The 21,873-nt window shown below is 54.0% G+C and carries 19 protein-coding genes; 10 read left to right on the top strand and 9 right to left on the bottom strand.

All coding sequences use genetic code 11. The features are described 5' to 3' along the window. Positions 1–48: 48 nt before the first annotated feature. The 10 genes from thiC to GBC03_06155 all read left to right on the top strand — a co-directional run bounded on the left by thiC (position 49) and on the right by GBC03_06155 (position 8,111). Entirely contained in the window at positions 49–1,950 is a 1,902-nt protein-coding gene (gene thiC / locus GBC03_06200; protein QFS69829.1) for a phosphomethylpyrimidine synthase ThiC, read from the top strand. Next, positions 1,950–2,585 carry a thiamine phosphate synthase gene (gene thiE / locus GBC03_06195; protein ID QFS69828.1) on the top strand — a complete coding sequence of 212 codons (636 nt, stop codon included), beginning with the start codon at positions 1,950–1,952 and terminating at the stop codon, positions 2,583–2,585. Before thiC ends, thiE begins: the two co-directional genes overlap by 1 nt. Next, positions 2,578–3,336, top strand: coding sequence for a molybdopterin-synthase adenylyltransferase MoeB (moeB, locus tag GBC03_06190; GenBank protein QFS69827.1), 759 nt, complete (start codon positions 2,578–2,580; stop codon positions 3,334–3,336). Before thiE ends, moeB begins: the two co-directional genes overlap by 8 nt. Continuing rightward, positions 3,317–3,517, top strand: coding sequence for a sulfur carrier protein ThiS (gene thiS / locus GBC03_06185; GenBank protein QFS69826.1), 201 nt, complete (start codon positions 3,317–3,319; stop codon positions 3,515–3,517). Before moeB ends, thiS begins: the two co-directional genes overlap by 20 nt. A gap of 1 nt (position 3,518) precedes the next feature. Next, a complete protein-coding gene (locus GBC03_06180; protein QFS69825.1) occupies positions 3,519–4,289 on the top strand; it encodes a thiazole synthase in 771 nt (256 codons plus the stop codon). Then, a complete protein-coding gene (thiH, locus tag GBC03_06175; protein ID QFS69824.1) occupies positions 4,286–5,419 on the top strand; it encodes a 2-iminoacetate synthase ThiH in 1,134 nt (377 codons plus the stop codon). The genes GBC03_06180 and thiH overlap by 4 nt, the downstream gene beginning before the upstream one ends. 59 nt (positions 5,420–5,478) lie before the next feature. Then, complete coding sequence (locus tag GBC03_06170; GenBank protein QFS69823.1) at positions 5,479–5,766, top strand: hypothetical protein; 288 nt, start codon at positions 5,479–5,481, stop codon at positions 5,764–5,766. Next, positions 5,766–7,304, top strand: coding sequence for a diguanylate cyclase (locus GBC03_06165; GenBank protein ID QFS69822.1), 1,539 nt, complete (start codon positions 5,766–5,768; stop codon positions 7,302–7,304). Before GBC03_06170 ends, GBC03_06165 begins: the two co-directional genes overlap by 1 nt. A gap of 179 nt (positions 7,305–7,483) precedes the next feature. After that, complete coding sequence (locus GBC03_06160; GenBank protein QFS69821.1) at positions 7,484–7,792, top strand: PTS sugar transporter subunit IIB; 309 nt, start codon at positions 7,484–7,486, stop codon at positions 7,790–7,792. A gap of 1 nt (position 7,793) precedes the next feature. Continuing rightward, positions 7,794–8,111 carry a PTS lactose/cellobiose transporter subunit IIA gene (locus tag GBC03_06155; protein ID QFS69820.1) on the top strand — a complete coding sequence of 106 codons (318 nt, stop codon included), beginning with the start codon at positions 7,794–7,796 and terminating at the stop codon, positions 8,109–8,111. Positions 8,112–8,228: 117 nt separating this feature from the next. Here GBC03_06155 and rpoC read toward each other — a convergent pair whose 3' ends face one another. The 9 genes from rpoC to tuf form a co-directional block, all read right to left on the bottom strand. Beyond that, positions 8,229–12,452 carry a DNA-directed RNA polymerase subunit beta' gene (gene rpoC / locus GBC03_06150; protein ID QFS69819.1) on the bottom strand — a complete coding sequence of 1,408 codons (4,224 nt, stop codon included), beginning with the start codon at positions 12,450–12,452 and terminating at the stop codon, positions 8,229–8,231. Between the two features lie 76 nt (positions 12,453–12,528). Then, a complete protein-coding gene (rpoB, locus tag GBC03_06145; GenBank protein ID QFS69818.1) occupies positions 12,529–16,557 on the bottom strand; it encodes a DNA-directed RNA polymerase subunit beta in 4,029 nt (1,342 codons plus the stop codon). Positions 16,558–16,876: 319 nt separating this feature from the next. Next, positions 16,877–17,242 (bottom strand): 50S ribosomal protein L7/L12, encoded by a 366-nt coding sequence (gene rplL, locus GBC03_06140; GenBank protein ID QFS69817.1) that lies wholly within the window; start codon positions 17,240–17,242, stop codon positions 16,877–16,879. 66 nt (positions 17,243–17,308) lie between these two features. After that, positions 17,309–17,806, bottom strand: coding sequence for a 50S ribosomal protein L10 (gene rplJ / locus GBC03_06135; protein ID QFS69816.1), 498 nt, complete (start codon positions 17,804–17,806; stop codon positions 17,309–17,311). A 351-nt stretch (positions 17,807–18,157) separates the two neighbouring features. Next, a complete protein-coding gene (gene rplA, locus GBC03_06130; GenBank protein ID QFS69815.1) occupies positions 18,158–18,862 on the bottom strand; it encodes a 50S ribosomal protein L1 in 705 nt (234 codons plus the stop codon). A 3-nt stretch (positions 18,863–18,865) separates the two neighbouring features. Continuing rightward, entirely contained in the window at positions 18,866–19,294 is a 429-nt protein-coding gene (gene rplK, locus GBC03_06125; protein ID QFS69814.1) for a 50S ribosomal protein L11, read from the bottom strand. Between the two features lie 157 nt (positions 19,295–19,451). Beyond that, on the bottom strand, positions 19,452–19,997 hold the full coding sequence (nusG, locus tag GBC03_06120) for a transcription termination/antitermination protein NusG (protein QFS69813.1): 546 nt from the start codon (positions 19,995–19,997) through the stop codon (positions 19,452–19,454). Between the two features lies 1 nt (position 19,998). Further along, complete coding sequence (secE, locus tag GBC03_06115; protein ID QFS69812.1) at positions 19,999–20,382, bottom strand: preprotein translocase subunit SecE; 384 nt, start codon at positions 20,380–20,382, stop codon at positions 19,999–20,001. Between the two features lie 239 nt (positions 20,383–20,621). Beyond that, the gene (tuf, locus tag GBC03_06110; protein ID QFS69811.1) at positions 20,622–21,806 is read right to left on the bottom strand and encodes an elongation factor Tu; all 1,185 of its coding nucleotides are present in this window, start codon (positions 21,804–21,806) and stop codon (positions 20,622–20,624) included. Positions 21,807–21,873 lie beyond the last annotated feature (67 nt).

Genomic DNA, 21,873 nt, shown 5'->3' with positions numbered 1-21,873 from the left:
ACTCCTCCGTCGTCTGACAAGCCATCTCCTAACTTTTTGGAATGAGCTATGTCTGCAACTACACCTAAATTGTCCCGCCGCGAACAGCGCGCGCAAGCACAACACTTCATCGACACCCTGGAAGGCACCGCTTTCCCGAACTCAAAACGAATCTATATCACGGGTTCGCAAGCGGATATCCGCATTCCGATGCGTGAGATCCAGCTTAGCCCGACGCTCATCGGCGGCAGTAAAGAGCAGCCGCAGTTTGAAGAGAACGAAGCGGTGCCGGTGTACGACACGTCCGGTCCCTATGGCGATCCGGACGTAGCGATTAACGTTCAGCAGGGTCTGGCGAAGCTGCGTCAACCGTGGATTGATGCGCGTCATGACAGCGAGGCGCTGACCGACCGGAGCTCGGCGTACACCAAAGCGCGCCTGGCCGATGATGGCCTTGATGAACTGCGCTTCACCGGCCTGCTGACGCCAAAACGCGCCAAAGCGGGTAAATGCGTCACCCAACTGCACTACGCCCGCCAGGGCATCGTAACACCGGAAATGGAGTTTATCGCCATCCGTGAAAACATGGGCCGTGAGCGCATTCGCAGCGACGTGTTGCGCCAGCAGCATCCGGGTGAGGGATTCGGCGCACGTCTACCGGAGAATATCACGCCGGAATTTGTGCGTGATGAAGTGGCCGCTGGACGGGCGATCATCCCCGCCAACATCAACCACCCTGAATCTGAGCCGATGATTATTGGCCGTAACTTTCTGGTGAAAGTGAATGCCAACATCGGTAACTCTGCCGTCACCTCTTCTATCGAAGAAGAGGTCGAAAAACTGGTGTGGTCAACGCGTTGGGGAGCGGACACCGTGATGGACCTCTCCACCGGGCGCTATATTCACGAAACCCGCGAGTGGATCCTGCGTAACAGCCCGGTGCCGATCGGCACCGTACCGATCTACCAGGCGCTGGAGAAGGTTAACGGGATCGCCGAAGATCTTACCTGGGAAGCCTTCCGCGATACGCTGCTGGAGCAGGCTGAACAGGGAGTAGACTACTTCACCATCCATGCCGGTGTACTGCTGCGCTATGTGCCGATGACCGCAAAACGCCTGACGGGGATCGTCTCGCGCGGGGGATCCATCATGGCGAAATGGTGTCTCTCTCATCACAAAGAGAACTTCCTTTATCAGCACTTTCGCGAAATTTGCGAAATCTGTGCCGCGTATGACGTTTCTCTGTCGCTCGGTGACGGCCTGCGCCCCGGTTCCATTCAGGACGCCAACGACGAGGCGCAGTTCTCGGAACTGCATACGCTGGGTGAACTGACGAAGATCGCCTGGGAATATGACGTGCAGGTGATGATTGAAGGTCCGGGCCACGTGCCGATGCAGATGATACGCCGCAACATGACCGAAGAGCTGGAGCATTGTCACGAAGCACCATTCTACACCTTAGGCCCGCTGACCACCGATATCGCACCGGGTTACGACCATTTCACCTCGGGGATTGGCGCGGCGATGATCGGCTGGTTTGGCTGTGCGATGCTCTGTTACGTCACGCCGAAAGAGCACCTCGGCCTGCCGAACAAAGAGGATGTGAAACAGGGGCTGATTACCTACAAAATTGCCGCCCATGCCGCCGACCTCGCGAAGGGGCATCCGGGTGCGCAAATCCGTGATAACGCGATGTCGAAAGCGCGCTTCGAATTCCGTTGGGAAGACCAGTTCAATCTGGCGCTCGATCCGTTCACCGCCCGCGCGTACCACGACGAAACCCTGCCGCAGGAATCCGGCAAAGTGGCGCACTTCTGCTCCATGTGTGGCCCGAAATTCTGCTCAATGAAAATCAGCCAGGAGGTTCGCGACTACGCCGCCGCCCAGACAATCGAAGTGGGGATGGCGGATATGTCAGAAAATTTCCGCGCCAAAGGCGGTGAAATCTACCTCAAACGGGAGGAAGCCTGATGTATCAGCCTGATTTCCCAACGGTTCCGTTTCGCTTAGGCCTCTATCCGGTTGTCGACAGCGTGGCGTGGATCGCGCGTCTGCTCGACGCTGGCGTGCGCACGCTTCAGTTGCGCATCAAAGATAAGCGCGATGAAGAGGTGGAAGCCGACGTGGTTGCGGCCATCGAACTGGGGCGGAACGCCAACGCCCGCCTGTTTATTAACGATTACTGGCGACTGGCAATTAAACACCGTGCCTATGGCGTGCATCTGGGTCAGGAAGACCTGGAAACCACCGATCTGAAAGCGATTCAGGCGACGGGATTACGTCTGGGCGTCTCGACGCACGACGACATGGAGATCGACGTGGCGCTGGCGGCACGTCCCTCCTACATCGCGCTGGGGCATGTCTTCCCGACGCAAACCAAGCAGATGCCGTCTGCGCCGCAGGGACTGGAACAGCTGGCGCGGCATATCGACCGTCTGCACGATTACCCTACTGTCGCCATTGGGGGGATCAGCCTGGACCGCGCGCCGGCGGTCCTTGCGACTGGCGTAGGGAGCATTGCGGTGGTCAGCGCCATTACCCAGGCTGCGGACTGGCGCGCGGCAACCGCGCAGTTGCTGGCGATAGCAGGAGCAGGCGATGAATGATCGTGACTTTATGCGCTATAGCCGTCAGATCCTGCTGGACGATATCGCCATTGACGGTCAACAAAAGCTGCTCGCCAGCCGCGTATTGATCGTCGGGTTGGGTGGATTAGGTTCCCCGGCCGCGCTGTATCTGGCAGGTGCCGGTGTCGGCACGCTGGTGCTGGCTGACGACGATGACGTTCATCTCAGCAATCTGCAACGGCAGATCCTGTTCACCACGGATGACATTGCCCGATCTAAATCGCAGGTTGCACAACAGCGGCTGGCGCGACTCAATCCGGATATCGACCTGCTCTCGCTACCGCAACGTTTGAGTGGAGACGCCCTCAGCCATGCGGTAGCGCAAGCGGATGTGGTACTCGATTGCACCGACAACATGGCAACGCGTCAGGAAATTAACGCCGCATGCGTGGCGTTCGATACCCCGCTGATCACCGCCAGCGCGGTCGGTTTTGGCGGCCAGTTGATGGTACTGACGCCGCCCTGGACGCAGGGCTGCTACCGCTGTTTGTGGCCGGACGAAGCAGAACCCGAACGCAACTGCCGTACGGCGGGCGTTGTCGGTCCCGTCGTCGGCGTGATGGGGATGCTACAGGCGCTGGAAGCGATCAAGCTCCTCAGTGGTATGGACATACCCGGCGGCGAGTTGCGTTTGTTTGATGGTAAAACCAGCCAGTGGCGCAGTCTGGCATTACGCCGCGCCAACGGGTGTCCGGTATGTGGAGGACGACATGCGAATCCAGTTCAATGATGAGCCGATGCAGTGCGCAGAGGGGCTCTGCGTACATACGCTGCTGACTCAGTTGAATCAGTTAAAACCCGGCACCGCACTGGCGCTGAATCAACAGATTCTGCCCCGCGAGCAGTGGGCGCAGCACATCGTGCAGGAAGGTGACCAGATCCTGCTTTTTCAGGTTATCGCAGGGGGCTGAAATGTTACGTATTGCAGACAAAACGTTTGATTCACATCTGTTCACAGGCACGGGTAAATTTGCGTCACCGGCCGTAATGGTTGACGCGATCCGCGCCTCTGGCAGTCAACTGGTGACGTTGGCCATGAAGCGGGTGGATTTGCGCCAACACAATGACGCCATTCTGGCCCCGCTTCTCGACGCGGGCGTCACACTGTTGCCCAACACGTCCGGGGCGAAAACGGCAGAAGAGGCTATCTTTGCCGCACAGCTTGCGCGTGAGGCACTCGGCACCCATTGGCTGAAGCTGGAAATTCATCCCGATGCGCGCTGGTTACTGCCGGATCCGATTGAAACGCTGAAAGCCGCCGACGCGCTGGTAAAACAAGGATTTGTGGTGCTTCCTTACTGCGGTGCGGATCCGGTGCTGTGCAAACGGCTGGAAGAGGTCGGGTGCGCAGCGGTGATGCCGCTCGGTGCGCCGATTGGCTCGAATCAGGGGCTGGAGACCCGGGCCATGCTGGAGATCATTATCCAGCAGTCCACCGTTCCGGTGGTAGTGGATGCCGGAATCGGCGTACCCAGCCATGCCACGCAGGCGCTGGAAATGGGTGCGGATGCGGTGCTGGTGAATACGGCGATTGCCGTAGCAGACGATCCGGTGATGATGGCCCGCGCTTTCCGTCTGGCCGTAGAAGCGGGTCTTCTGGCGCGTCAGGCCGGACCGGGTAGTCGCAGCCGCCAGGCGCAGGCCACCAGCCCGCTAACCGGTTTCCTGGAGGTTTCGGCATGAAAACGTTCACTGACCGTTGGCGGCAACTCGACTGGGACGATATCCGCCTGCGCATCAACAGCAAAACGCCTGCTGATGTCGAGCGGGCGCTAAATGCGTCCCGCCCCAGTCGCGACGATATGATGGCGTTGCTGTCACCTGCCGCGAGTGCCTACCTCGAACCGCTGGCACAGCGGGCACAGACGCTCACCCGCCAGCGCTTCGGCAATACGGTGAGCTTTTACGTCCCGCTGTATCTCTCCAATCTGTGCGCTAACGACTGTACCTACTGCGGTTTTTCGATGAGCAACCGCATCAAGCGCAAAACGCTGGATGAGGCGGAAATTGTCCGGGAGTGCGCGGCGATCCGCGAGTTGGGTTTCGAACATCTCCTGTTGGTCACCGGCGAGCATCAGGCAAAGGTCGGGATGGACTATTTTCGTCGCCACTTGCCCACTATTCGCCAGCAGTTTTCGTCGCTGCAAATGGAGGTTCAGCCGTTAGCCGAAGCAGAATATGCCGAACTGAAAAAGCTGGGGCTCGACGGGGTGATGGTCTATCAGGAGACTTATCACGACGCGATGTACGCGCAGCACCATCTGAGGGGGAGAAAACAGGATTTCTTCTGGCGTCTGGAAACCCCGGACCGGCTGGGGCGGGCCGGTATCGACAAGATAGGCCTCGGTGCGCTGATTGGCCTTTCCGACAACTGGCGGGTGGACTGCTATATGGTGGCTGAGCATCTGCTGTGGCTTCAGCAACACTACTGGCAGAGCCGCTACTCGATTTCGTTCCCGCGCCTGCGTCCGTGCGCTGGCGGAATTGAACCCGCCTCCGTCATGGATGAGCGCCAACTGGTGCAAACCATTTGCGCGTTCCGTCTGCTGGCACCGGAGATTGAGCTGTCGCTGTCTACACGGGAATCACCCTGGTTTCGTGACCACGTGATCCCACTGGCGATTAACAATGTCAGCGCGTTCTCGAAAACCCAGCCCGGCGGGTATGCAGACGATCGCCCTGAACTGGAACAGTTTGCACCACATGACAACCGCCATCCTGCAACTGTTGCTGACGTGCTCTCCGCGCAGGGGCTACAGCCGGTATGGAAGGACTGGGACGCGTATCTGGGGCGCGCTTCGCAAAGGCTATGAACCGTCGTGCAAACGGGTAACCCTTTTACGAGTCGCGACGAAAAAGAGAAAACGAGAGGTTGTCGTCAGCCTCTCACTTTTTTAACGTATCACCGTCAGCCGTAGCGCTGTCCAGGGCGAAAAGCTTCTTCCTCGTTTCGCCCTGCCTTCACCACAACCCGCGATATAAAGCACCGAATTGCTTAATAAACAGGCAACAGAGAGGTCCACTTCTTAAGATAAATCATCCCGACTTATCTTCGCGAGATTATAATTGCATACACTCTTTCCTGATATGCAGAGCCACGTTGCTGATTTCACTTTGCACTTCTTTTCAGGATTTACACTTTCTGGATAAGTTAAAGTAATGGCAGGTCATAACAGAAAACTTTCATTCACGACTCCAATATTGGTGAGCTTTACGGGGATCATACTCAGCTTTGTACTGATCGCCATATTCATTACCTTTATGCAGAAGAATGATTTTCTTCAGGATTATCATGGCATTAACCGGAACTTTACCCACAACCTGGCAGTGAACTACACCGAGTCTTTGCTGCGTGAAAATGATTATATTCTGGGTCGTGCAGCGACCTACTTTTCTCGCAATGACCACCTGAACGACACGGTGAACCTCGAACCGGAGGAGGGGCTGAAAACGCTCATGCAACTGCAGACGCTGATGCCGTCAGTCTCCTCAATCTCATTGGCGGATGTCGAAGGACATTACCTGCGCGCCCCTCAGGTACAGAACACCGAACGCAGCAAAACGTTCGATGCGAAATCGCGGCCCTGGTTTGTGGATCAGGCCGAAGCCAGCACATTTAGCAACTATACCGCGCCCTATATTGACTATTTCACGCACCACCCGACTGTGACTATCTACAAACCGGTCATCTCTCCTGAAGGGAAACTGAAAGGCACGATTGCGTTTCATCTTGATCTGACGTCGATGGGCTACGCTCTGCGCCAGATGGTGGCTCCCGTCCAGGGCGAGTTCTTTGTGGTCGACCGCGACGGGAAAGTGGTGTTGCATCCGGATACGGGCTCACTGTTTAAGCCGTATGTTAGTAAAAAAACCATGCGCCAGATGACCAACGGTGAGGGGCATTTATACGATCCGGAGACTCAGGACTGGTACTACTACTATTCGTTCACTAACCCGGACTGGTTTGTGATTTATCGGGTTTCAGACACGACGCTGGTCGACCTGACGCGCCATGAGACCAATATTGTGATCTGGGGATTTGCCCTCGCGGCGATCATCATTGCGCTGTTTGGTCTCTATCTACGACACGCTTCACACACCGTGCTGATGAATATCATCAACGCTATCAAAACTGGTGATGTTAAACGCGCACCGCGCCTTGAAGCGATGCTGAGCAAGGCTATCGAGTCCAATAAAGCGCGCGAACTGGCTTATGTTCGACAGGCGACCATTGATGCCCTGACCGGTTGTAAAAACCGCCGCGCATTCGACAGCGATATTGCCGCGCTGATGAACGATCACCAACCGTTCGCCCTGGCACTGGTGGATATTGATGACTTTAAGTCCATCAACGATACCTGGGGACATCTGAATGGTGACATTGTCCTTCGCAACGTCGCGCGTGAAGGGATTCAGATCATGCAGTCCGCCGCCGTTTCCGTTTATCGCTATGGCGGCGAGGAGTTTGCCGTGCTGTTCTCGGGTGAGTCACTGAACAACGCGCATAACCTGCTGGAACACTGGCGCACTGAGATCGCGAAGCGCACCTGGCGTGAAGAGGGACTGCACGTCACTTTTAGCGCCGGACTCGGGGAATGGAATCTGGAAGCGCAGGAACAACTGATCATGCGCGTTGATGAAGCGCTATACCAGGCCAAACAGGAAGGAAAAAACCGGATCGTCAACGCGAACCGCTAGTCTCTCCTTCTCTGTAACACCCGTTACGACAGGCTTTTTCCATTTTGAGAAAAACCGCAACCGGTTTCATTATTTGTGCGATTACTTTGTGATGCTTTACACACATTCACGGTAAGGCGGTTGTTCTCATCACAACCTCAGACTAAAGATGGGGTATCAACGAACCGTGAGAGCGAACTATGAAGAATATCGTTTTATGCTGTGCCGCCGGTATGTCCACCAGCATGCTGGTACAACGAATGAAAGATGCCGCTCAAAAGAAAGGGATCGAGGTGACGATCAAGGCCGTGCCTGTCGCTGAGTTCAAGGAGAATATAGCCACAGCGGATATCGTCCTGCTGGGACCGCAGGTCAAGTACGAACAGGCAAAATTGCAGGCGCTGGCCGATCCGCTCGGCAAGAAAGTCGCGGTGATCGACATGATGGATTACGGCATGATGAAAGGTGACGCCGTTCTGGAAAAAGCCCTGAAGCTGATGGAGTCATAATATGGAAGAGTTAGAAACCATCATTATGGAGTTGCTGGTTAATGCCGGTTCGGCGCGTAGCCAGGCGTTGACTGCCCTGCAACTGGCCCGCAAGGGCGACTTTGCCGGTGCAGAACAGGCGATGGAAGAGTCGCGCGATTACGTCAAGCTGGCGCATAAAATCCAGACACAGCTAATAGGTATTGATGAAGGAACCGGTAAGCTTCCGGTGAATCTGATCACCGTCCACTCGCAGGACCATCTGATGAACGCGATGGTAATTCAGGATCTGGCGGGCGACATGATTGAACTGTATCGCCGCTTGCCGCCGGTCAATTGATACGCATCATGTTTTGCCGGATGGCGTCACAAGCGACTTATCCGGCCTACAAACGACATGCCAGAAGGCATAAAAAAACCCGCCGAAGCGGGTTTTTTACTATCAGGCAGTCAACGATTAATCGTTGTCAGAACCGCCCAGACCTGCGTTCAGCAGTTCTGCCAGGCTGGCAGAGGCGTCTTCTGCAGTCACCTGCGGTGCAGCCGGGAGTTCACCCGCAGCACGGCGACGCATACGATCCTGGTGGTACGCATAACCGGTACCCGCCGGGATCAGACGACCTACGATAACGTTCTCTTTCAGGCCACGCAGTTCGTCGCGTTTACCCGCAACGGCTGCTTCGGTCAGGACACGCGTGGTCTCCTGGAACGATGCGGCAGAGATGAACGATTCGGTTGCCAGAGACGCTTTGGTGATACCCAGCAGATCGCGGGAGAACGTTGCGCCCACTTTGCCGTTCGCTTCCAGTTCGCGGTTAGCGATCTTGACGCGAGAGTATTCAACCTGTTCGCCTTCCAGGAAGTCGGAGCTACCTGCGCTTTCGATGGTGGCTTTACGCAGCATCTGACGAACGATAACTTCGATGTGTTTATCGTTAATCTTAACGCCCTGCAGACGGTATACATCCTGAACTTCGTTAACGATGTAACGAGTTACAGCATGAACACCACGCAGACGCAGAATGTCGTGCGGCGCTTCCGGACCGTCGGAAACCACGTCACCACGTTCTACACGTTCACCTTCGAATACGTTGAGCTGACGCCATTTCGGAATCATCTCTTCGTACGGATCGCTACCGTCTACCGGGGTGATAACCAGACGACGTTTCCCTTTGGTTTCTTTACCGAAGGAAATGATGCCGCTGATTTCAGCCAGGATTGCCGGCTCTTTCGGACGACGTGCTTCGAACAGGTCCGCAACGCGCGGCAGACCACCGGTGATATCCTTGGTACCGCCTGATTCCTGCGGAACACGCGCCAGGGTGTCACCAGAACTGATCTGTACGCCATCTTCCAACTGAACAATCGCTTTACCCGGCAGGAAGTACTGCGCAGGCATATCGGTACCCGGGATCAGAACGTCGTTACCCTGAGCATCAACGATTTTCAGCGCAGGACGCAGATCTTTACCACCGGTAGTACGTTCTGCGGAATCCAGAACCACCAGAGAAGACAGACCGGTCAGTTCGTCGGTCTGACGCGTAATGGTCTGACCGTCAATCATGTCAGTGAAGCGGACAAAACCACTCACTTCCGTGATAACCGGCATGGTGTGCGGATCCCAGTTCGCGACGGTTTCGCCGCCGGCAACCTGCTCACCATCACCTTTCGCCATCACAGAGCCGTAAGGCACTTTATAGCTTTCTTTGGTACGACCGAATTCGTCGATCAGTTTCAGCTCAGTGTTACGGGAGGTGATAACCAGTTTACCGCTGGAGTTCACAACCGACTTCGCATTGCTCAGACGGATGCTACCTTTATTTTTCACCTGGATGCTGGATTCAGCAGCCGCACGAGATGCCGCACCACCGATGTGGAACGTACGCATCGTCAGCTGTGTACCCGGCTCACCGATGGACTGTGCCGCGATAACGCCGATGGCTTCACCTTTGTTGATGATGTGGCCACGCGCCAGGTCACGACCGTAGCAGTGCGCACACACACCAAAGTCGGTGTCACAGGATACAACGGAGCGGACTTTCACAGAGTCAACGGAGTTCGCTTCCAGCAGGTCACACCACTGTTCGTGCAGCAGCGTGTTGCGTGGAACCAGAATGTCCGCCGTACCCGGCTTCAGAATGTCTTCCGCAGTCACACGACCCAGAACGCGATCGCGCAGCGGCTCTTTCACGTCGCCACCTTCGATAACCGGCGTCATGGTGATGCCTTCCAGGGTGCCGCAGTCATCTTCAGTAACGACCAGGTCCTGTGCAACGTCAACCAGACGACGCGTCAGGTAACCGGAGTTCGCTGTTTTCAGTGCGGTATCCGCCAGACCTTTACGCGCACCGTGCGTGGAGATGAAGTACTGGAGTACGTTCAGACCTTCACGGAAGTTCGCGGTGATTGGCGTTTCGATGATGGAGCCATCTGGCTTCGCCATCAGACCACGCATACCTGCCAGCTGACGAATCTGTGCAGCAGAACCACGCGCACCGGAGTCGGCCATCATGTAAATGCTGTTGAAGGAAACCTGCTGTTCTTCTACGCCGTCACGGTTAATCACGGTTTCAGTCTGCAGGTTGTCCATCATCGCTTTGGATACACGATCGTTCGCTGCGGCCCAGATATCGATAACTTTGTTGTAGCGTTCGCCGGCGGTTACCAGACCAGACTGGAACTGCTCCTGGATCTCAGCAACTTCCGCTTCCGCTTCAGAGATGATCTCGTGTTTTTTCTCCGGGATGACCATGTCATCGATACCAACGGATGCACCTGAACGCGCTGCATAAGCAAAGCCGGTGTACATCGTCTGGTCCGCAAAAATAACGGTCGGTTTCAGCCCCAGAATACGGTAGCAAGTGTTCAGCATCTTGGAGATAGCCTTCTTGCCCAGCGCCTGGTTGACGATGGAGAAAGGCAGACCTTTCGGTACGATCATCCACAGAATGGCACGGCCAACGGTCGTGTCTTTCAGGCTGGTGTGCGCAACGAACTCGCCGTTAGCATCTTTTTCGTATTCAGTGATACGCACTTTAACGCGCGCATGCAGAGAGGCCAGGCCAGCGCGATAAATACGCTCAGCTTCTTTCGGGCCAGTCAGCACCATGCCTTCGCCTTTGGCGTTAACACAGTCACGGGTCATGTAGTACAGACCCAATACAACGTCCTGAGAAGGAACAATGATTGGCTCACCGTTCGCAGGAGACAGGATGTTGTTGGTAGACATCATCAGCGCACGCGCTTCCAACTGGGCTTCCAGCGTCAGCGGTACGTGAACAGCCATCTGGTCACCATCGAAGTCGGCGTTATATGCCGCACAAACCAGCGGGTGCAGCTGAATGGCTTTACCTTCGATCAGTACCGGTTCAAATGCCTGGATACCCAGACGGTGCAGTGTTGGTGCACGGTTCAGCAGTACCGGGTGTTCGCGGATCACTTCGTCCAGGATATCCCAAACGACAGCTTCTTCGCGCTCAACCATTTTCTTCGCGGCTTTGATGGTGGTGGCGAGGCCACGCAGTTCCAGCTTGCCGTAGATGAACGGTTTGAACAGCTCCAGTGCCATTTTCTTCGGCAGACCGCACTGATGCAGACGCAGGTATGGACCTACGGTGATAACAGAACGACCAGAGTAGTCAACACGCTTACCGAGCAGGTTCTGACGGAAACGACCCTGTTTACCTTTGATCATATCGGCCAAAGATTTCAGAGGACGTTTGTTAGAACCGGTGATCGCACGACCACGACGACCGTTATCCAGCAGGGCGTCAACTGCTTCCTGCAGCATACGTTTTTCGTTACGTACGATGATGTCAGGCGCAGCCAGATCCAGCAGACGTTTCAGACGGTTGTTACGGTTGATCACGCGACGATACAGATCGTTCAGATCGGACGTTGCGAAACGACCACCATCCAGCGGAACCAGCGGACGCAGATCTGGCGGCAGAACCGGCAGAACGGTCAGGATCATCCACTCTGGCTTGTTGCCAGACTGTACGAACGCTTCCAGCAGTTTGATACGCTTGGTCAGCTTCTTACGCTTGGTTTCGGAGTTGGTTTCGTTCAGCTCTTCACGCAGAGTTTCACACTCTTGCTCCAGATCCATGCTCTTCAGCAGGGCCTGAATAGCTTCCGCACCCATCTTCGCGTCGAATTCGTCACCGAACTCTTCCAGCGCATCCAGATACTGTTCTTCAGTCAGGATCTGCTGGCGTTCCAGATTCGTCATGCCGCCTTCGATAACCACATAGGATTCGAAGTACAGTACGCGTTCGATATCGCGCAGCGGCATATCGAGCAGCAGGCCGATACGGGACGGCAGCGATTTCAGGAACCAGATGTGAGCGGTCGGAGACGCCAGCTCGATGTGGCCCATACGCTCACGGCGTACTTTAGTCTGGGTCACTTCAACGCCGCACTTCTCACAGATAACACCACGGTGTTTCAGGCGCTTGTACTTACCGCACAGGCACTCGTAGTCTTTTACCGGCCCAAAGATACGGGCGCAGAAAAGGCCGTCACGCTCAGGCTTGAACGTACGGTAGTTGATGGTTTCCGGCTTCTTAACTTCACCGAAAGACCATGAACGGATCATGTCTGGCGAGGCCAGAGCAATTTTGATCGCATCAAACTCTTCGGTTTTAGTTTGCGCTTTCAGAAACTTTAATAAGTCTTTCACGGATTTGCTCCCGTCGGAGTTAGCACAATCTGGTGCTGGCGGTTACGCCAGCACCAGTGACCTGTTTGAGCGAGAGTTACTCGTCTTCCAGCTCGATGTTGATACCCAGCGAACGAATCTCTTTCAACAGTACGTTGAAGGATTCCGGCATGCCCGGTTCCATCTGATGGTTGCCATCGACGATGTTTTTATACATCTTCGTACGGCCGTTCACGTCATCAGACTTAACGGTGAGCATTTCCTGCAGGGTGTATGCTGCGCCATAAGCTTCCAGCGCCCACACTTCCATCTCCCCGAAGCGCTGACCACCGAACTGCGCCTTACCACCCAGCGGCTGCTGAGTAACCAGGCTATAAGAACCGGTAGAACGCGCGTGCATCTTGTCGTCGACCAGGTGGTTCAGTTTCAGCATGTACATGTAACCTACGGTTACCGGACGCTCGAACTGCTCACCCGTACGGCCATCGAACAGAGTAATCTGGCCGGAAGTCGGCAGGTCACCCAGTTTCAGCAACTCTTTAATTTCCGCTTCTTTCGCACCGTCAAACACCGGCGTTGCGATTGGCATACCTTTGCGCAGGTTTTCAGCCAGACGCAGAACTTCTTCATCGCTGAAGGTATTCAGGTCAACTTTCTGACGAACGTCAGCGCCCAGATCGTACGCACGCTGGATGAAATCACGCAGTTTCGCGACTTCCTGCTGCTGTTTCAGCATGGCATTGATCTTATCGCCGATACCTTTCGCAGCCATACCCAGGTGGGTTTCCAGAATCTGACCGATGTTCATACGAGACGGTACGCCCAGCGGGTTCAGTACGATGTCTACCGGCGTGCCGTTTTCATCGTAAGGCATATCTTCGATCGGGTTGATCTTAGAGATAACACCCTTGTTACCGTGACGACCTGCCATCTTGTCACCAGGTTGGATACGGCGTTTAACCGCCAGATATACCTTAACAATCTTCAGCACGCCCGGTGCCAGATCGTCGCCCTGAGTGATTTTGCGGCGTTTCGCTTCGAGTTTTTTCTCGAACTCGTGTTTCAGTTCGTCATACTGCTCAGCCAGTTGTTCCAGCTGATTTTGTTTCTCTTCGTCGGTCAGGCCGAGTTCCAGCCAGCGGTCACGCGGCAGTTTGTCGAGCTTCTCAGCTTCAACGCCACCGGAAACCAGCACAGCGTGGATACGGCTAAACAGGCCCGCTTCGAGGATCTGCAGTTCTTCAGACAGGTCTTTCTTCGCCTGCTTCAGCTGCATCTCTTCGATTTCCAGCGCACGTTTGTCTTTTTCTACGCCATCGCGCGTAAAGACCTGAACGTCGATAACCGTACCGGAAACACCGTTTGGTACGCGCAGAGAAGAGTCTTTAACATCAGACGCTTTCTCACCGAAGATCGCACGCAGCAGTTTCTCTTCCGGCGTCAGTTGGGTTTCACCCTTCGGCGTTACCTTACCAACCAGAATGTCGCCACCGGTCACTTCCGCACCGATATAAACGATACCGGATTCATCCAGCTTGGAGAGCGCAGCTTCACCCACGTTCGGGATGTCAGCGGTGATCTCTTCCGGCCCCAGCTTGGTGTCACGGGACACGCACGCCAGTTCCTGAATGTGGATGGTAGTGAAACGGTCTTCCTGGACAACACGCTCGGAGACGAGGATGGAGTCTTCGAAGTTGTAACCATTCCACGGCATGAACGCGACGCGCATGTTCTGACCGAGCGCCAGTTCACCGAGGTCGGTAGACGGGCCATCAGCCAGCACGTCACCACGTTCAACCGGCTCACCCAGAGACACACACGGCATCTGGTTGATACAGGTGTTCTGGTTAGAACGGGTGTATTTGGTCAGGTTGTAGATGTCGATACCTGCTTCGCCCGGGTACATCTCGTCTTCGTTAACTTTGATAACGATACGGGATGCATCCACGTACTGAACGGTACCGCCACGTTTAGCCACCGCAGTTACACCGGAGTCAACGGCAACAGCACGTTCCATACCGGTACCTACCAGCGGCTTATCAGCGCGCAGAGTCGGAACCGCCTGACGTTGCATGTTCGCACCCATCAATGCACGGTTGGCGTCATCGTGTTCCAGGAACGGGATCAGGGACGCACCGACAGAAACCACCTGCTGGGTGGAAACGTCCATGTAGTCAACCTGATCACGGCTGAACAAGCTGGATTCGCCTTTACTACGGCAGGTAACCAGATCTTCTACGAAGTGGCCATCGTCATCCAGGTTGGAGTTCGCCTGAGCGATAACGAAGTTACCTTCTTCAATAGCAGACAGGTAATGAATCTCATCAGTTACCACGCCATCAACAACACGACGGTACGGCGTCTCAAGGAAGCCATATTCGTTAGTCTGTGCGTACACGGACAGGGAGTTGATAAGACCGATGTTCGGACCTTCAGGCGTTTCGATTGGACATACGCGACCGTAGTGAGTCGGGTGTACGTCTCGAACTTCAAAGCCGGCACGTTCACGGGTCAGACCGCCTGGGCCGAGTGCGGAGATACGACGTTTGTGCGTAATCTCAGACAGCGGGTTGTTCTGGTCCATAAACTGAGACAGCTGGCTGGAACCGAAGAACTCTTTCACTGCGGCAGAAATCGGTTTGGCGTTGATCATGTCCTGAGGCATCAGGGTATCCAGATCGCCCAGAGACAGACGCTCTTTCACCGCACGCTCAACACGTACCAGGCCAACGCGGAACTGGTTTTCCGCCATTTCGCCTACGGAACGGATACGACGGTTGCCGAGGTGGTCGATATCATCGACTTCGCCTTTACCGTTACGGATATCGATGAGCTTCTTCATCACTTCAATGATGTCGTCTTTGCTCAGGATACCGGAACCTTCGATTTCGTCGCGCAGCAGAGAACGGTTGAACTTCATACGACCGACCGCAGACAGGTCATAACGGTCTTCAGAGAAGAACAGGTTCTCAAACAGGCTTTCAGCCGCTTCACGCGTCGGCGGTTCACCCGGGCGCATCATGCGGTAGATTTCTACCAGCGCGCTCAGACGATCGTTGGTTGGGTCGACGCGTACGGTTTCAGAAATGTACGGGCCGTGGTCCAGATCGTTGGTGAACAGGGTTTCGATACGTTTGTGACCAGACTGGCTCAGTTTCGCCAGCAGATCCAGGCTCAGCTCCATGTTCGCCGGGCAGATCAGCTCGCCAGTTGAAGCATCAACGTAATCTTTTGCGGATACTTTTCCTGCAATGTACTCAACCGGAACTTCGATGTGTTTGATATCATCTTTTTCCAGTTGGCGAATGTGACGCGCAGTGATACGACGGCCTTTCTCAACGTAGATTTTGCCGTTCGCTTCGATGTCGAAGGAGGCGGTTTCACCACGCAGGCGTTCCGGCACCAACTCCATCTGCAGCTTGTTGTCGCGAATCTCGAAAATAACTTTTTCAAAGAACAGATCCAGAATCTGCTCAGTGGTGTAGTTCAGCGCACGCAGAATGATGGTCGCAGGCAATTTACGGCGACGGTCGATACGTACGAACAGGTTGTCCTTCGGATCGAATTCGAAGTCCAGCCAGGAACCACGGTAAGGAATGATGCGCGCGTTATACAGCACTTTACCCGAAGAGTGGGTTTTACCTTTGTCGGAGTCAAAGAAGACGCCAGGACTACGGTGCAGCTGGGAAACGATAACACGCTCAGTACCATTGATAACAAAGGTACCGTTGTCGGTCATGAGCGGAATTTCGCCCATGTAGACTTCTTGTTCTTTAATGTCTTTAACGGTGCCTTCCGGCGCTTCGCGCTCGTAGATCACCAGACGCAGTTTTACGCGCAGCGGTGCGGAATAGGTCACGCCACGGATCTGACATTCCTGAACGTCAAACACCGGTTCGCCAAGGCGGTAGCTGACGTATTGCAGCTCGGAATTACCGCTGTAGCTCTGAATTGGGAATACGGAACGGAAGGCAGCTTCCAGACCATACTGCCCTTCAGGATCTTGCTCGATAAACTTCTGAAACGAGTCAAGCTGGATAGAAAGGAGATAAGGTATGTCCAGTACTTGCGGACGTTTACCAAAATCCTTACGAATACGTTTTTTCTCGGTATAGGAGTAAACCATAGGGTTCCTCAGCTCGCTGACAAGTCGACCCATCTGTCCATTGAGCGGACAGTTTGTGCAACACTATTTTGTTGACCGGAAAATCGAATACTTTCCGCAATGCCTGTTGCTATCACGCTTAAACCATTTCATTGCGATTTACCCAGAACGGACGCTCTGTCGCAGTATATTAAGTCGTCGATAGAAACAAGCATTGAAAGGCACAGCAGTAGTCAAACAGTGTGAAACGCTACTGGCGCCTTACAGCGCAAAAAGGCTGGTGACCAAAAAGTCACCAGCCATCAGCCTAATTTCTTAGGCTGCAACCGGAAGGGTTGGCTTATTTAACTTCAACTTCAGCGCCAGCTTCTTCCAGAGATTTTTTCAGTGCTTCTGCGTCATCTTTGCTCACGCCTTCTTTCAGAGCGGCCGGAGCAGATTCTACCAGGTCTTTAGCTTCTTTCAGACCCAGGCCAGTTGCGCCACGTACTGCTTTGATTACAGCAACTTTGTTAGCGCCAGCAGCTTTCAGAATTACGTCGAATTCAGTTTTTTCTTCAGCTGCTTCAACCGGGCCAGCAGCTACAGCTACAGCAGCAGCAGCGGAAACACCGAATTTTTCTTCCATTGCAGAGATCAGTTCTACAACGTCCATTACGGACATAGCGGATACTGCTTCAATGATTTGATCTTTAGTGATAGACATTTAAATTGTTCCTGAATATCAGAATAAGTTTATACGTAAGCAGATGCTTTAAAAAGATAACTGCAATTAAGCAGCTTCTTTCGCATCGCGTACAGCAGCCAGAGTACGAACCAGTTTGCCAGCCGAAGCTTCTTTCATGGTTGCCATCAGGCGTGCAATTGCTTCTTCGTAGGTCGGCAGAGTTGCCAGGCGGTCGATCTGAGACGCCGGGATCAGCTCGCCTTCAAAGGCAGCGGCTTTGACCTCAAATTTTGCATTCGCTTTCGCGAACTCTTTGAACAGACGAGCAGCAGCGCCCGGGTGTTCCATAGAGTATGCAATCAGGGTCGGACCAACAAACGTGTCTTTCAGGCACTCGAACTGAGTACCTTCAACGACGCGGCGCAGCAGGGTGTTACGAACAACACGCATGTAAACGCCAGCTTCACGACCTGCTTTACGCAGTTCAGTCATTTTATCTACAGTTACGCCACGGGAATCCGCAACTACTGCAGACAGCGCGCCTTTGGCTACTTCGCTGACTTCAGCAACAATCGCTTGTTTGTCTTGAAGATTTAAAGCCATTAGCTTTGCTCCTGGATGTTTGCCGGAACTCATGTTCCGGAACTCACTTCACTCTTTCCAACGAAAAGAGCGTCTTAATACGGTGAGCAGAAACAAGCCAGAGTATCCAAAAATAATCTTAGCGTTCTGTCACCGTCTACGCAGGGGATTAAGTCTCTTACGAAACACCTGCGGTCTTCGACGGAGGCCTGGATAGGCCAGGCTCCAACGAACAAATCTTTTCTATGACTTCGACATTTGAATCTCAACCGCATTGGCCGCAATTCAAATGACTCACATAGCGTCTGTCTCTTTCAACAGAATCGTGGGGGTAGAATTGTAGACAAATCCACCGCCCACGTAAAGCTAATCTTAGTTCGCAGAAGCGCTCAGACCAGCCTGATCAACGGCAACACCAGCACCCATGGTGGTGGAGATGCTGATTTTCTTGATGTACACGCCTTTCGCCTGAGTCGGTTTTGCTTTCTTCAGCGCAACCAGCAGAGCTTCCAGGTTTTCTTTCAGTTTGTCAGCGTCAAAATCCACTTTACCGATGGTGGTGTGGATGATGCCGTTTTTGTCGTTACGGTAACGAACCTGACCTGCTTTAGCGTTCTTAACCGCTTCAGCAACGTTAGGGGTTACAGTACCCACTTTCGGGTTTGGCATCAGGCCACGCGGACCCAGAACCTGGCCCAGTTGGCCAACAACGCGCATTGCATCCGGAGAAGCAATAACCACGTCAAAGTTCATTTCGCCTTTCTTGATCTGGTCAGCCAGATCTTCCATACCTACCAGTTCAGCGCCAGCCGCTTTAGCAGCTTCAGCGTTTGCACCCTGGGTAAATACGGCTACGCGAACGGAACGGCCAGTACCGTGCGGCAGTACAGTTGCACCACGTACGTTCTGGTCAGATTTACGCGCGTCGATACCGAGGTTAACGGCAACGTCCACGCTTTCTACGAACTTAGCAGTAGCCAGTTCTTTCAGCAGAGAGATAGCTTCATTGATGTCGTACTGTTTGGTCGCATCAATTTTCTCACGGATCACACGCATGCGCTTGGTCAGTTTAGCCATTTCTTAGTCCTCCACTACCAGGCCCATGGAACGTGCAGTACCTTCGATGGAGCGAGTCATCGCTTCAATATCGGCACCAGTCATGTCGGCAGCTTTGGTCTGCGCGATTTCCTGCAGTTGAGCGCGGGAAATTTTACCTACTTTGTCTTTGTTCGGCTTACCGGAACCAGACTTAATACCAGCCGCTTTCTTCAGCAGAACAGCTGCCGGAGGCGTTTTGGTAATGAAGGTGAAAGAACGGTCAGCGTAAACGGTGATAACAACCGGAATCGGCAGACCTTTTTCGATGGAATCAGTCTTAGCGTTGAACGCTTTGCAGAATTCCATGATGTTAACACCCTGTTGACCCAGAGCAGGACCAACCGGCGGACTCGGGTTTGCCATACCAGCTGCAACCTGCAGCTTGACGTAGGCTTGGACTTTCTTAGCCATTCTAATAATCCTCAAATTGGGTGATAACGCTTCAGAGAAGCTCCCCGTGATATAAAAATCGTTCTACGGGCCAGGCCCATAAAAACAAAAGGCGCGAAATTGTATTCCAATCTCACGCCTTGTGCAACGATTAAATCGCCGCTTTTTTGATCGCTGCTTAGGCTTTTTCGACCTGAGCAAAGTCCAGTTCTACCGGGGTCGCACGACCGAAGATAGAGACGGACACTTTCAGGCGGGACTTCTCGTAGTCAACTTCTTCAACGACACCGTTGAAATCAGCAAACGGGCCATCGTTGACACGCACCATTTCACCCGGTTCAAACAGCGTTTTCGGACGCGGCTTGTCACCAACCTGCTGCAGGCGGTTCATAATCGCATCAACTTCTTTGTCGCTGATCGGCGCCGGACGGTCAGATGTACCGCCGATAAAGCCCATCACACGCGGCACGCTACGCACCAGGTGCCAGCTCGCGTCATTCATGACCATCTGGACCAGCACGTAACCCGGGAAGAATTTACGCTCGCTCTTACGGCGCTGACCACCACGGATTTCGACCACTTCTTCGGTCGGCACCATGACTTCGCCAAACAACTCTTCCATATTGTGTAATTTGATATGCTCACGCAGCGATGTTGCTACGCGGCCTTCAAAACCGGAAAACGCCTGAACGACGTACCAGCGCTTTTTAGGAGCTTCAGACATCTCAGAACCTCAGGCCAGTGATAAAGGAAACCAGGCGAACCAGAATACCATCCAGTCCCCACAGGATCAGTGACATTACTGCGGTAACCGCAGCCACAATCAGCGTGGTGTGCAATGTTTCCTGGCGAGTCGGCCAAATGACCTTACGTACTTCAGTACGCGCTTCGCGGGCAAAAGCAACGGTCGCTTTACCTTTTGTCGTCAACAGCGCGACACCACCCGCTGCAGCAATCAGAATTACTACGGCCAGCGCACGCAGCGGCAGCATCATGTCACGATAAAGATAGTTGCCAACAATTGCCACGATCAGCAATGCCACAACCACGATCCACTTTATCGCTTCCAGGCCACGCCCGCTCCCTTGAGCTTCGGTATTCGCACTCATAAACCAACCTGTCAGAAGTATTCTACAAATAATTTCACCCCGCGAATGCGAGGCTAACCTGTCAACCTTGTGCCGAAATGCATGTGGGCATTCCGGGCTCTACGCCCTCTTCAGAGCCTGTCTCAGCAATGATTATGACAAATAAAATCACTGATGAGCCAGGTTCTGGTTCGAAAGCGTGCAAAAAGGGCATCAAATGATGCCCTTTTAATGCGCATTGCGTCAAATGTTATCAGCGATTAGCTGAGAACTTTAGCAACAACGCCTGCGCCTACAGTACGGCCGCCTTCACGGATTGCGAAACGCAGACCGTCGTCCATCGCGATCGGGTGGATCAGGGTAACAACCATTTTGATGTTGTCGCCCGGCATTACCATCTCTACGCCTTCCGGCAGTTCGATGGTGCCAGTCACGTCAGTTGTACGGAAGTAGAACTGCGGACGGTAGCCTTTGAAGAACGGAGTATGACGGCCGCCTTCGTCTTTGGACAGAATGTACACTTCAGATTCGAACTTGGTGTGCGGCTTGATGGAACCCGGCTTAGCCAGTACCTGACCACGTTCGATTTCTTCACGTTTGATACCACGCAGCAAAACACCTACGTTCTCACCCGCACGGCCTTCGTCCAGCAGTTTGCGGAACATTTCAACGCCAGTACAGGTAGACTTCGCAGTCTCTTTGATACCAACGATTTCAACTTCTTCGCCAACTTTGATGATACCGCGCTCTACACGACCGGTAACAACGGTACCACGACCGGAGATGGAGAATACGTCTTCGATCGGCAGCAGGAACGGCTTGTCAATCGCACGCTCTGGTTCCGGGATGTAAGAATCCAGGAAGCCAGCCAGTTCGATGATTTTCGCTTCCCACTCTGCTTCGCCTTCCAGCGCTTTCAGAGCAGAACCACGAACGATCGGCGTGTCGTCGCCCGGGAAATCGTACTGAGACAGCAGTTCACGAACTTCCATCTCTACCAGTTCCAGCAGCTCTTCGTCATCAACCATGTCGCATTTGTTCAGGAACACGATGATGTACGGAACGCCTACCTGACGACCCAGCAGGATGTGCTCACGAGTCTGCGGCATCGGGCCGTCAGTCGCAGCAACAACCAGGATCGCGCCGTCCATCTGCGCAGCACCAGTGATCATGTTTTTAACATAGTCGGCGTGGCCCGGGCAGTCTACGTGCGCGTAGTGGCGAGTCGGGGTGTCATATTCAACGTGAGAGGTGTTGATGGTGATACCACGAGCTTTTTCTTCCGGCGCGTTATCGATCTGATCGAATGCGCGAGCAGCACCGCCGTAGGTTTTAGCCAGTACGGTAGTGATGGCAGCGGTCAGCGTTGTTTTACCATGGTCAACGTGGCCGATAGTACCGACGTTAACGTGCGGTTTTGTACGTTCAAACTTTTCTTTAGACATCGATTGTCCCTCTAAGACACGGATAAATCGGTGATATCACCACATCAACCAGGCGATATGCCTGAAC

Origin of the sequence: Citrobacter telavivensis (genome assembly GCA_009363175.1) — a bacterium.
Taxonomy (GTDB): domain Bacteria; phylum Pseudomonadota; class Gammaproteobacteria; order Enterobacterales; family Enterobacteriaceae; genus Citrobacter_A; species Citrobacter_A telavivensis.
The sequence above is the reverse complement of the archived record's forward strand: the minus strand, read 5'-3'. Positions and strand labels throughout refer to the sequence as shown.

Excerpts from the sequence above, each read along its gene's own strand:
- thiC (QFS69829.1), top strand. The coding sequence starts at position 49 with ATGTCTGCAACTACACCTAAATTGTCCCGCCGCGAACAGCGCGCGCAA.
- thiE (QFS69828.1), top strand. The coding sequence starts at position 1,950 with ATGTATCAGCCTGATTTCCCAACGGTTCCGTTTCGCTTAGGCCTCTAT.
- moeB (QFS69827.1), top strand. The coding sequence starts at position 2,578 with ATGAATGATCGTGACTTTATGCGCTATAGCCGTCAGATCCTGCTGGAC.
- thiS (QFS69826.1), top strand. The coding sequence starts at position 3,317 with ATGCGAATCCAGTTCAATGATGAGCCGATGCAGTGCGCAGAGGGGCTC.
- GBC03_06180 (QFS69825.1), top strand. The coding sequence starts at position 3,519 with ATGTTACGTATTGCAGACAAAACGTTTGATTCACATCTGTTCACAGGC.
- thiH (QFS69824.1), top strand. The coding sequence starts at position 4,286 with ATGAAAACGTTCACTGACCGTTGGCGGCAACTCGACTGGGACGATATC.
- GBC03_06165 (QFS69822.1), top strand. The coding sequence starts at position 5,766 with ATGGCAGGTCATAACAGAAAACTTTCATTCACGACTCCAATATTGGTG.
- GBC03_06160 (QFS69821.1), top strand. The coding sequence starts at position 7,484 with ATGAAGAATATCGTTTTATGCTGTGCCGCCGGTATGTCCACCAGCATG.
- GBC03_06155 (QFS69820.1), top strand. The coding sequence starts at position 7,794 with ATGGAAGAGTTAGAAACCATCATTATGGAGTTGCTGGTTAATGCCGGT.
- rpoB (QFS69818.1), bottom strand. The coding sequence starts at position 16,557 with ATGGTTTACTCCTATACCGAGAAAAAACGTATTCGTAAGGATTTTGGT.
- rplL (QFS69817.1), bottom strand. The coding sequence starts at position 17,242 with ATGTCTATCACTAAAGATCAAATCATTGAAGCAGTATCCGCTATGTCC.
- rplJ (QFS69816.1), bottom strand. The coding sequence starts at position 17,806 with ATGGCTTTAAATCTTCAAGACAAACAAGCGATTGTTGCTGAAGTCAGC.
- rplA (QFS69815.1), bottom strand. The coding sequence starts at position 18,862 with ATGGCTAAACTGACCAAGCGCATGCGTGTGATCCGTGAGAAAATTGAT.
- rplK (QFS69814.1), bottom strand. The coding sequence starts at position 19,294 with ATGGCTAAGAAAGTCCAAGCCTACGTCAAGCTGCAGGTTGCAGCTGGT.
- nusG (QFS69813.1), bottom strand. The coding sequence starts at position 19,997 with ATGTCTGAAGCTCCTAAAAAGCGCTGGTACGTCGTTCAGGCGTTTTCC.
- secE (QFS69812.1), bottom strand. The coding sequence starts at position 20,382 with ATGAGTGCGAATACCGAAGCTCAAGGGAGCGGGCGTGGCCTGGAAGCG.
- tuf (QFS69811.1), bottom strand. The coding sequence starts at position 21,806 with ATGTCTAAAGAAAAGTTTGAACGTACAAAACCGCACGTTAACGTCGGT.